A 10707-nucleotide genomic window follows, 5' to 3' on the forward strand; every position below is an offset into this window, starting at 1 on the left:
GCCACACTGCGCCCGGCCACACTGCGCCCGGCCACACTGCGCAATCGAGAAGGTGGCCACGCCGCGGCTGGCGGGCTGGACGCCATCGAGTGGGTTCGGCGACTTCGGACGGCCGAGACCGGATTAGTGGGGCCATCGGCCGAGAGCGGTGGGGAAGCACGGGCTGCTGCGTAGCGTCGCGGGCAGGTATCCACGACCTGCACGCAGCTGCGAGGCCGACCAGCCGATCGCGGCATGACCAAGCGTCCACACGAGCGTCTACCGCGAGGATGTGGGTCCTGATGTGGCGAAGCCCCGGACCGGTGGGGTCCGAGGCTTCGCGAAACGAAACGAAACGAAACGAAACGGAGCGGGGCGGGGCGGGGCGAGGGGGTCCGCGTCAGCGGGGAGGGTGACCACTCACGCAGGTGGAGGGGGTGGGCATCCGTTCAGGAGCCGCCAGGCGACTGGATGACCGGCCCCGACCCTCGGCGGGAGCAGCGAACCGAACCCACCACCCCGCTACGACCCGATCTTGATCGTGAAAGTCAGGCCGACGTCGCGGCCAGGTGCTTCTTGACGTCGACGATGCTCGGGTTGGTGAGGGCCGAGCCGTCGTCGAACTTGAGCGTCGGGACCGTCTGGTTGCCGCCGTTGACACTCATCACGAACTCCGCGGCGGCCGAATCCTGCTCGATGTCGACGACTTCGTAGGCGATGCCCTCCCGGTCGAGTTGCGACTTCAGCCGGTGGCAGTAGCCGCACCAGGTGGTCGAGTACATGGTCAACATCGGTCGGGACTCCTTCGGCCTGGGTCACTCTCGTCGGTGCCTTCCGGGGAAACGTCGTACCCGGGTGCCATGATTCCCGACTGTGACAGCGGAACGTGTGCTCGCCGGGCTTGACCCCGATCAGCGTAAGGCGGTGACCGCCCCGGCCGGCCCGGTCTGCATCCTGGCCGGCGCGGGCACCGGCAAGACGCGGGCGATCACGCACCGGATCGCTTATCGCACGCTGACCGGCGAGATCAGCGCCCGGCACGTCCTGGCCGTCACGTTCACCGCGCGGGCCGCCGCCGAGATGCGGGCCCGGCTCACCGCGCTCGGCGCCGGCGGGGTGCAGGCGCGCACGTTCCACGCGGCCGCGCTGCGCCAGGTGCGTTATTTCGCGCCGCGGCTGCTCGAGGGGCGCGCGATGCCCGAGTTGCTGGAGAGCAAAGCGCGACTGGTCGGCCTGGCCGCGGCGCGGGTCAACGTGCGGGCCGACCGCACCGGCGCGCGCGACCTGGCCGGCGAGATCGAGTGGGCGAAATCATCCCTGGTCGAGCCGGGCGAATACCCGGTCGCCGCGGCCAAGGCGCTGCGCGAGCCACCATTCGATCCGGCCAAGGTCGCCGAGGTCTTCGCGGCATATGAGGAGCTCAAGCGCAGGCAGGGCGTGATCGACTTCGAGGACATGTTGCGCGCCGCGGTCTGGGGCATCGAGGAGCACCCCGACGTCGCCGAGCAGATCCGGGCGCAATACCGGCACTTCGTGGTCGACGAATACCAGGACGTCAACCCGCTGCAGCAGCGCCTGCTCGACGCCTGGCTGGGCGGCCGCGACGACCTGACCGTGGTCGGCGACGCCAGCCAGACGATCTATTCGTTCACCGGCGCGACCTCGGCCTATCTGATCGATTTCCCGCGGCTGCGGCGCGACGCGGTGGTGGTGCGGCTGGTCCGCGACTACCGCTCGACCCCGCAGGTGGTGGGCCTGGCCAACGCGGTGATCAAGCAGGCCCGGGGCAGCGAGGCCAAGCTGCGGCTGGAGTTGCAGGGGCAGCGTCCGCCGGGCGCCGAGCCCGAGCTCAAGATCTTCCCGGACGAGTCCGGCGAGGCGACCGCGGTGGCCCGGCGGTGCCGCGAGCTGATCACCACGGGCACGCCGGCCAGCGAGATCGCGGTGCTGTTCCGCACGAACGCGCAGTCCGAGTCCTATGAAAAGGCGCTCGCCGAGCTCGAGGTGCCCTATGTGGTGCGCGGCGCCGAGCGGTTCTTCGAGCGGGCCGAGGTGCGGCAGGCGATGATCGCGCTGCGTTCGGCGGTGCGGTCCACGCCGGGCGAGACCCCGCTGGTCCAGGCCGTCGTCGACGCGCTCTCCGCGCTGGGCTGGGCCCGCGATCGGCCCCCGCCGGGTGGCGCGGCGCGCGAGCAGTGGGAGGCGCTCTCCGCGCTGGTCACCCTGGCTGAGGAGTACGCGAAAACGCCCGGCGTGGTGCCGATCGGGCAGGCCGGCGCCGTCCAGCGCGACGTCACGCTCACCGACTTCGTGCAGGAGCTGGCACACCGCGCCGAGCAGCAGCACGCCCCGACCGTCGAGGGCGTCACGCTCGCCTCCCTGCACTCCGCCAAGGGCCTGGAGTGGGACGCGGTGTTCCTGGTCGGGCTCTCCGACGGCACGCTGCCGACGACCTATGCGAAGACGAACGAGCAGATCGAGGAGGAGCGGCGGCTGCTCTATGTCGGGGTCACCCGGGCCCGGCAATGGCTCTGGCTTTCCTATGGCCAGTCCCGTTCCGGCGGCGGCCGTGCCCGGCGTCCGTGCCGGTTCCTGCCGCAGCTCGAGCGGCGTGGCGGGGGCACGGAAAGGGCCGGCGCGTCACCCATCAGTCGGAAACCCGACCGGCGTCGTTCGCAGGTCTCGTCCTGCCGGATCTGCGGCGCCACCCTGCTGGCGGGGGCCGACCGCAAGCTCGGCCGGTGCCCGACGTGCCCGTCGGACATCGACGAGGCTCTCTATGAGCGACTGCAGGAGTGGCGCCGCCGGACAGCGTCGGAGCTGGACGTTCCGGCCTACGTGGTGTTCACCGACGCGACCCTGGTGGCCCTGGCCGAGCGCAAGCCGGCGACCCCGCCGGAGCTCCTCGCAATTGCCGGAATAGGCCCCCGAAAGCTCGGCCAGTACGGCCCCCAGGTGTTCGCTCTGGTGGCTGGCCGGAGCCCTGATGATCTTGCTGGAGAAAACTTTGAAAACTAGTCCGTTAATTCGTTTGCCCTCGCTGCTACGCGGGTCATAGTCTCAACGCACACCTTGAGGAGCGCGTCTGCTCCAAGGGGTTCTAGCCAAGATCGAGTGAACGTGATGGAGGAGGTGGCACCGATGGAGATCTACTACACGATTCAGCGACCGTCGACGCTGCTGACTTCTGCGTGCGCTCCGTCCGCTCAACTGCCGATCCTGGTGGCAGAGCGGGCCCCGCTTTCGCAGGTGCACCAGGTCCAGACCCAGGCCGAGCTGGCTCGGATCTTGGTTCTCGGCGACAGCGGCATGGCGGCCCTGAAGGGCAGCGCAGTGGTTGATGGCAGCACTGGGTTCGGTGGCGGCAATGGCGTGTCCGTGACGGATGGTGCCAGCGGCGTCCCGCCTCGAGGAAGGCCGGTCTGATAAACAGACCAGCCGGCTCACCTCGAGGCCGCGGAACCCGTAACCGGGATCCGCGGCCTATTTCTTTGCCGGCTTACCGCCGGTGCACGACCTGTACGGCGATCCAGAAGATCGAGAGAAGAGAGAGGTGACCGGGCTTTATGAGTCTGGCGCTGGCCCCACTCGACGTGAGCGTCGAGCTCGAGGCAAACCTGCCCTGTCGGAAGTTCGACCCGGACCTTTGGTTCTCGGACTCCCCGGCCCAGCTGGAACTGGCGAAGTCGCTCTGCGGGGACTGCCCGCTGCGCGTCGAGTGCCTGGCCGGTGCGGTCGAGCGGAGCGAGCCCTGGGGTGTCTGGGGCGGCGAGATCTTCGAGCGTGGCGCTGTGGTCCCGCGTAAGCGGCCCCGCGGTCGTCCCCGCAAGTCCGACGTCGCTCGCGACGCCGAGCTGAAGGTCGAAGTTGAGGAACGGCTCGCGGCGAACGGCCTCGAGCGCAACGCCGTCCGACTGGCGGCCTGACATGACCACCGTTGCCCACCCGATCCGGAAGACGATGACCGACATGACGCTGAACGGAGCCCCGAAGGTGAAACTTTTCCAATACGCCCTGAGTCGAGCCCGAACGCGTGAGCCTCAGTCAACTGAGGCTCGCCGACTCGCCCGCCGCGTAGCCGCGGAATCGCGCCAACGCGCTGTACGTGAACTGGGTGGTCGTCCACTCTAGGAATAACCGATGAAAGCCCGTCCGCAACCGCGGACGGGCTTTCGTCACGCCTTTGTCGGGGCGAATCCCGGCAGCCACTTCTCCAGGATCGCCCGGTAGGGCGCCTTGGCCTCGAGCTGGCACAGCACCCCGATCGAGCCGATCGTCACCCGGTGGATCAGCAGATATGACGGCGGCAGGTTGATCTTGCGGCTGAGTTGGAAGGCCGGCGACTTCGGGCTGGACAGCCGCTGCGCCTCGCCGCGCATCCACGCCCGGGTGAAGCGGAACTCGTCCACCGCCACCGGCTCGATCATCGGACGCAGGAACTTCAGCACCGCTTCGGCGTCGATGTGGTCGTCCGGCTTGAGGAAGCCCTCGTCGCGCAGCCCGTCGGCGACGCCCTGCGCGTCTCCGGCCAGGGCCAGCCGCACCAGCCGCCCGATCGGCTCGGGGTGCCCGCCGGGCAGCCGGGCCACCGCCCCGAAGTCGATCACGCCGAGCCGGCCGTCCGGCAGGATGCGGAAGTTTCCCGGGTGCGGGTCGGCGTGCAGCAGCCCGGCTCGGGTCGGCGCCGAGAAGTGCAGCGTCGCCATCAGCCGGCCGGCCTCGTCGCGCTCGTCCTCGGTGCCGTCGCTGATCACCTTGGCCAGCGGCGTGCCGTCCACCCACTCGGTGACCAGCACCTGCGGCGCGTGCGCGAGCACCCGTGGCACGTGGATCTCGGCGTCGCCGGCGAAGGCGTCGGCGAACGCGGTCTGCGTCTTTGCCTCCATCGCATAGTCGAGTTCCTCGACGATGCGGTCGCGCAGCTCGGCCACCAGGGGCTTGATGTCCATCCCCGGCTGGATGATCTTGAACATGCCGGCCAGCCGGGACAGCTGCTTGAGATCCGACACGAGCGCGTCGCCGGCGCCCGGGTATTGGATCTTCACGGCCACCGGAACGGCCTTCGGCTTGGCACCCTTGCGGCTCGGCGGCAGCTTCCACAGCGCCTTGTGCACCTGCCCGATGCTGGCCGCGGCCGCCGGGCTGTCGTCGAACTCGGCGAACCTGTCCCGCCAGTCCGCGCCGAGTTGCTCGTCCAGCGCCTTGTGCACGTTCGCCGCCGGCATCGGCGGCGCGGCCTCCTGCAGCTTGGTGAGCGCCAGGCGGTAGGGCCCGGCCATCTCGTCGGGCATCGCCGCCTCGAGCACCGACAGGGCCTGGCCGAACTTCATCGCCCCGCCCTTGAGCTGCCCCAGCACGCTGAAGAGCTGCTCTGCGGTGCGCTGCTGAATGTCGGCAGAGATCACGTCCGCAGCCGCACCCACGGCCCGTTTGCCCAGTCCAAGTGCCGTGCGCCCGGCAAAGCCGAGGGGCAGTGCGGCAAGCTTGGCAGTCCGGGACACCGCACGACGCGGTATGTCGCTCACCAGATCATTGTGACCGAAGCGACGGGCTTCAACCGCCCAGGTCGCGCCATCCGTCACGAAGGCTCCCCAAAAGTCCGCATCTTCCTGCTCGAAATCGAGATCACACTCACTCCCGCCGCCGGCGGCAGGGGCACGACGGGTGTGCGGGCCAGGTGCGGCGGCGCTGGCGGCCGGGGGCGCTGATCTCGGCGGTGGCGGCGGTGGTCTCCGGGGTGTCGCCGTCGATGTGAGCCAGGGCCTCGGAAGTGGCGTAGGCGGTGGCGGCCAGCACGGTTGCCGCGGTGCACGGCTCGAACGGCGGCATCGGGTCGGACCAGCCCGGATCCCGGTCTCGGCGGTGCAGGTCGATGCATTGCACGCACGGTCTGCCGGTGGCCGGCACGAACGGGCCGATCACTGCCAGGCCCTCGCGGATCATCACCATCAGGTGCGGCTGGCCACGTCGTTGCATGGCGGCGGCCAGCAGCGGCACGGGCTGCCGGTGGCGGAGTTGGATCTGCAGGGTGGCGGCGGTGCGGCGTACCGGTCGGAGGTTGATCTTCGGGGTCGCGCGGAGCAGGACCGAAGTGACCGCCTTGACCCTCGGCTCGCCGAGGTCTGTCTCGCGGAGCGGGCTGCCGGGAAGGTCGGTCTCGGTGACCTCGCCGGGGAGATCCAGGTCCAGGTGGCCGACGCCGGACTCGGCCAGGGCGAGCGCGATGCCGGGGCCGAGACGGCCCTCGCCGGCGATGCGGACAACCGAGGCCTCCCGGCGGCGCAGGACGCCGGCGGGGGTGTCGGACCTGGTTTGGGGATGCCAGTGGCCGGGGCGTGACCGGTGCGCGAGCGCGCTGGCCTCGCTCAACAGGCGGTGGGGGTCGGCGGACGGGGGCAACAGCGCCGGGGCGGAGATCACCAGGCCGGCCTCGTGCAGCGTGTCGAGCAGGGCGCGGGCTTCGCGTTCCGGGATGCCGCGCCGGGCCGCCTGGCTGAACAGGAGTCGCTCGGGGCGGGTGCCGTCGATCAGGTCGAGCAGCAGGGCCGCACTGCGATCGGGGAGGTCGAGCAGCACCGCGCGGGCCGGATCGCCGCCCAGCTGGAGGGTGTGTGGGTCGCGCCAGAGGTGCGGGAGGCCGGGGAGCAGGAGGGGACGCTGGAGAGCCATGGGTCACAGGGTGTCACTGCCCGATCGCGCTGACGGCAGGTTATCCACAGGCTGCCCACCGAGCCACGCTCGGTTATCCACAGGCCTGGACAAGTTATCCACAGGGATGGGGACGGCAATCCACAATTACTCAACGTGTCTGGATCGACACGGTTACGCCTCGAATGGGTGAGGGGCGGCCGAAGCCGCCCCTCGTCAGAGAACCGCTGGTCAGGCCTTGGCCTTGCCCAGGATGCGGTTGACCGTCGTGCCACAGACCGGGCACTTGCCCTTGGCCATGTTCATTCCGGTCTTCGAGACTTCCACGGTGCCCTGGAAGTCACGCTTCTCCTTGCACTTCACGCAGTAGCCGTTGTACGTGTTGTCGGCCACGGTTCCTCCTCGTCATGTTCGTCGGCCCGGCCGGCCCGGTGCCGTTCGCGGCGTCGGGCCGCGAGTGTGTTCGGCGCTGGACCGTCCGCGACCACGTGGATGCGGCCGCCCGTTCGGGGCGGTCACTACCCAGGTCGGGCCGTTTCCATGTCAGCGCAGCGTCGGCCATGTTGCCGACGACGTGAGTGTGCGACCACGGTCGGTCCTTTTTAAGCAGATATGCCGGGACACGCCGACGAATACGCTCAGAAGCTACCAAACAGGACGATGACGTGGTTTCGGAGCCCCTTTTGTGGTGGGGTACGGGCACCCGTGTTGCGGTTCCGGAAAATTTTTTCGGTCAGCCGGGGGCAAAGCTCATTTTTCCGGCGCGTGTCGTTTGGCATACCCTTGCGGTGACACGGGTCTCACGGATTAGCGTCTCTACGTGAACCCGAATCTGGGCCTTGCGAGCCGGTAGTGGCCCGGACGCGCAAGCCTGTCGTCGAAGTGCGGCGTAGCCAGCGCAGGCGCCGGACGGTTTCCGCCTACCGTGACGGCGAGCGGGTCGTCGTGCTCATTCCCGACCGCTTCTCCCGCGCGGAGGAGATGGAGTGGGTCGAGCGGATGCTCGCCCGGCTGGCGGCGCGGGAAGAGCGCGTTCAGCGTAGCGACGACGAGTTGACCGCCCGCGCCCGGCGTCTGACCGCGCGCTACCTGCCCGACCACGTCCGCAAGGTCAACCCGGCCAGCGTGCGCTGGGTGACCAACCAGAACGGCCGCTGGGGGAGCTGCACCCCCGACGACGGCACGATCCGCATCTCGCATCGCATCCAGGAGATGCCCGACTGGGTGATCGACTACGTGCTGCTGCACGAACTCGCCCATCTCGTCGTGCCGAGCCACAGCGCGCGCTTCTGGGACCTGGTCAACCGCTACCCGAAGGCCGAGCGGGCCAGGGGCTATCTCGAGGGGATCAGCGCGGCCACCGGCTTGGTCATGGCGGACGACTAAGATCAACTTCAAGATGTCGTAGGTGGGCGGTGGTTGCGCGCCGCAGCTCCCGCCGAGACCGGCTCGCTGCGCTTCGCCTGCCGGCTGGCTGCCCACTCGCCCTTCCCCGACGCCCAGTCCCGCCTCGCCTGCGCCCGCCTCGCCTGCGCCTGCCTCGCCTGCGCCCGCCTCGCCTGCGCCCGCCTTTCGGCACGCCGAGCCCGCTACCTCGGAGGCATCTCGGCGGCCGCCGGCCTGATCATGGCCGACGGCCGGCTCCGCGCAGCAAGGGAAGGCCGTCGCCGGTGAGGGCGGTGCGGAACTTTCGGCCTCGGCGCCGGGGGCAGCCGAGCCGTGTCCTTGCTCGGATTGGCTCGCAAGGTGACGAAGGTCAACATGACCGACTGGGCGTGCAGGAGAAGCTGGGCGAGCTGGTGCCTGGAGGTGGTCGGTTCGGAGTTCGCCCGCCGCCAGTCGATCAAGCGTGGGCGAGGCGAAGTCCAAGAGTCGGATGGCGTCGGGCTGCAGGGCCGCACTGCGGACGTCGGCAGGCTGCGTCAGGCCCACGCCGCAGCCTCACTTGATCGACAGGACGCGGACTGGGGATGGGCGGCTCTGGGGATCGGCGGGCCTCTGGGGATCGGCCGGGCTATCTCTGGTCGGCGCTGAGTTGGAGGGCACTGGCGATCTTTGCCGCGGCGATGGCCGGCGCTGTTGCGGTGGTGTCCAGGGTCAGGTCGTAGTGCATGCCCTGGTGGGATTGGCGGGCCGACCAGCGCGCCAGGCCCGGACGGTTGCCGCGTGCCTCCTCTCGTCCGGTGAGTTCCTCGTCGGTGCAGAAGACGCCGACCAGGAGCGGATGCCAGGGCTCGAGGACTTCGAGCCAGTCGTCGCGGACCCGGGGACCGAGCAGCATCTCGTCGACGATGACGGAGTTGCCGGCCCGGACGAGCTCCATCGCGGCACGGTGGAAGCCGGTCATCATCTGCCAGCCCACCTCGCCATAGGTGATCTCGAGCATCGGCCGGCCGTCGTCGTCCGGCAGCGGGTGATAGGCGAAACCCAGGTGCCGCATCGGCCCTTCCGGCCCGCCGGCCCAGCGCGGCGGCACCATCGCGAAGCAGGTGTCCAGCCCCAGCAGCATGAACGGCTCCTTCGCCAGATCCTGAAGCGCTCTGCCGATGCTGGTCTTGCCGGCCGACGACGCGCCGTTGAGAAAGACGACCCGGGCCATCCGCCCATCGTCCCAGCCCCACCCCTGGCCCCGGCCGGTGGACCACAGGATGGCAGTCCCTTGTGTTTCGGGCGGTCAGGGCCGACGCCTGAGCGTGCCTTGGTGGGCGAGCGATTCGGTTCGTCCCCGTCGTCCCGGCGCGGGGATGAAGTGATGGCCATCTGGCCCCGGGTTGTTCGGGCAGTCGGAGCCGACGCGTGGGACGCGCCTCGCTTTGGATAGCGATTCGGGTCTTCTGCGTCGTTCTGGCGCGGGGATGTGGTGATGGATGTCCGGCCGGGGGTGTTCCGCGCGGTTGGTGCCCACGCGCGAGCGTGCCTCTGTGGGGACCGTTTGGATCGTCGGTCCGTCGTCTCGGCGCGGGGATGTCGTGACGGTCGTCCGGCCGGCGCGTGGTGCGGCGGTCGGCCTGCCGTGGAGGGGTGTCGTGGTCAGGGGATCGACGGGGGGCCGTCCGCTCACGGTCCCCAGCTGGGGACCGTCCGTCCACAGCGCCCAGTCAGGGGTTGACTGGCGCCGTGTCCGCCTATGGTCCCAGCGGGATTGAGTTGATCGTCGTCCCGGCCGGGCGCTTTAGGCGGCTGGGCCGGTGGTACGGCGCGCGTTGTGGGCGAACGGGTGGGGATAGCCTCGGGTTGTGGTGCGGCGAGTAGTGGTGGTGTTGCTGGTTCCGGTGTTGTGGGCGCCGCCTGGGGTTGAGCTTGTGGCGTGGCGGGCGGCTCTTGCCGAGGACGTGGTTGATCTGCTGGCGCGGCTTGCCACGGCCGAGCCGGCCATTGCTGCCACTGCTGACGATCTTGGGTTGGCCGGGGAGATCGCCTGGCCGGGGACGCGGATCTATGAGGTGGCCACGGCGACCGTTCGGCCGGCTCTCGAGGCGGCCGCCAAGGACGGCTTCGACCAGGCCGCGGTGATTGCCGGGGACGCGGCCGACGTGCCGGGGATGATTCTGGGCAAGCTGCTGCGGCCACTCGATCGCAAGCCGGTCGGCGTCGCGCCGACCGGGACCGGGACGGGCCTCTTCGGGGTCGCGACTCGGCTGCCCCCGCCCGACTGGCTGGTGGACCACGACCTGGACTCAGCCACCCCGATGTCGCTGCGCCGGACCGCGCCCAAGCCCGGCGACGTCGAATCCACCCCTGAGTGGCACCGCCTGCGCGGCCCGGCCGACGTGGCCGCCCTGGATCCCGCCCTGGAGGGCTGGGAGAACACCAGGGCACTGCTCGACGTCTGAGCCGCGGTGAACGGTCGACGAGTGGAGCTGGCCGGGCTGGGCTGGGCTGGGCGGGATTTGGGCGTGCCCCGGCTGGACTTGCCAGGCGTCCAGGAATGGCTGGGCTGGCGGGGCTGGGTGAGCGCGGGCCGGGCCTGTTGGTCGTTCTGGAATGGGCTGGCGGGGCTGGGTGAGCGCGGGCCGGGCCTGTTGGTCGTTCTGGAATGGGCTGGCGGGGCTGGGTGAGCGCGGGCCGGGCCTGTTGGTC

At 70.0% G+C, this 10707-nt stretch carries 11 protein-coding genes; 6 read left to right on the forward strand and 5 right to left on the reverse strand.

The window, feature by feature from the left end; genetic code table 11:
- Positions 1–527: 527 nt before the first annotated feature.
- Complete coding sequence (locus ACZ6TI_RS26180; RefSeq protein ID WP_465347770.1) at positions 528–770, reverse strand: mycoredoxin; 243 nt, start codon at positions 768–770, stop codon at positions 528–530.
- An 82-nt stretch (positions 771–852) separates the two neighbouring features.
- Between ACZ6TI_RS26180 and ACZ6TI_RS26185 the strand changes: the two genes are divergently transcribed.
- The 3 genes from ACZ6TI_RS26185 (at position 853) to ACZ6TI_RS26195 (ending at position 3905) form a co-directional block, all read left to right on the forward strand.
- Positions 853–2997, forward strand: coding sequence for an ATP-dependent DNA helicase UvrD2 (locus tag ACZ6TI_RS26185; protein ID WP_465347771.1), 2145 nt, complete (start codon positions 853–855; stop codon positions 2995–2997).
- 123 nt (positions 2998–3120) lie between these two features.
- Positions 3121–3405: a hypothetical protein gene (locus tag ACZ6TI_RS26190; RefSeq protein ID WP_465347772.1), complete on the forward strand. Its 285-nt coding sequence runs from the start codon at positions 3121–3123 to the stop codon at positions 3403–3405.
- Between the two features lie 140 nt (positions 3406–3545).
- A complete protein-coding gene (locus ACZ6TI_RS26195) occupies positions 3546–3905 on the forward strand; it encodes a WhiB family transcriptional regulator (protein WP_465347773.1) in 360 nt (119 codons plus the stop codon).
- Positions 3906–4154: 249 nt separating this feature from the next.
- On the opposite strand, the gene ACZ6TI_RS26200 is transcribed toward ACZ6TI_RS26195, so the two are convergent.
- From ACZ6TI_RS26200 to ACZ6TI_RS26210, 3 genes are all read right to left on the reverse strand, one after another.
- Positions 4155–5504 carry an ABC1 kinase family protein gene (locus ACZ6TI_RS26200; protein ID WP_465347774.1) on the reverse strand — a complete coding sequence of 450 codons (1350 nt, stop codon included), beginning with the start codon at positions 5502–5504 and terminating at the stop codon, positions 4155–4157.
- 106 nt (positions 5505–5610) lie between these two features.
- A complete protein-coding gene (locus ACZ6TI_RS26205; protein ID WP_465347775.1) occupies positions 5611–6648 on the reverse strand; it encodes a ThiF family adenylyltransferase in 1038 nt (345 codons plus the stop codon).
- A 210-nt stretch (positions 6649–6858) separates the two neighbouring features.
- Positions 6859–7020: a DUF5679 domain-containing protein gene (locus tag ACZ6TI_RS26210; RefSeq protein ID WP_015625326.1), complete on the reverse strand. Its 162-nt coding sequence runs from the start codon at positions 7018–7020 to the stop codon at positions 6859–6861.
- A 459-nt stretch (positions 7021–7479) separates the two neighbouring features.
- Here ACZ6TI_RS26210 and ACZ6TI_RS26215 point away from each other — a divergent pair, with 459 nt between their 5' ends.
- Positions 7480–8013, forward strand: a complete 534-nt coding sequence (locus ACZ6TI_RS26215) for a M48 metallopeptidase family protein (protein ID WP_465347776.1) — start codon at positions 7480–7482, stop codon at positions 8011–8013.
- Positions 8014–8046: 33 nt separating this feature from the next.
- Positions 8047–8301 (forward strand): hypothetical protein, encoded by a 255-nt coding sequence (locus ACZ6TI_RS26220; protein ID WP_465347777.1) that lies wholly within the window; start codon positions 8047–8049, stop codon positions 8299–8301.
- Positions 8302–8641: 340 nt separating this feature from the next.
- Here the strand turns inward: ACZ6TI_RS26220 and ACZ6TI_RS26225 are convergent, their stop codons facing one another.
- The gene (locus ACZ6TI_RS26225) at positions 8642–9226 is read right to left on the reverse strand and encodes a chloramphenicol phosphotransferase CPT family protein (protein ID WP_465347778.1); all 585 of its coding nucleotides are present in this window, start codon (positions 9224–9226) and stop codon (positions 8642–8644) included.
- A 637-nt stretch (positions 9227–9863) separates the two neighbouring features.
- Between ACZ6TI_RS26225 and ACZ6TI_RS26230 the strand changes: the two genes are divergently transcribed.
- Complete coding sequence (locus tag ACZ6TI_RS26230) at positions 9864–10460, forward strand: hypothetical protein (protein WP_465347779.1); 597 nt, start codon at positions 9864–9866, stop codon at positions 10458–10460.
- The last annotated feature ends 247 nt before the right edge of the window (positions 10461–10707 follow it).

This window comes from Actinoplanes sp. NPDC051388 (assembly GCF_055586225.1).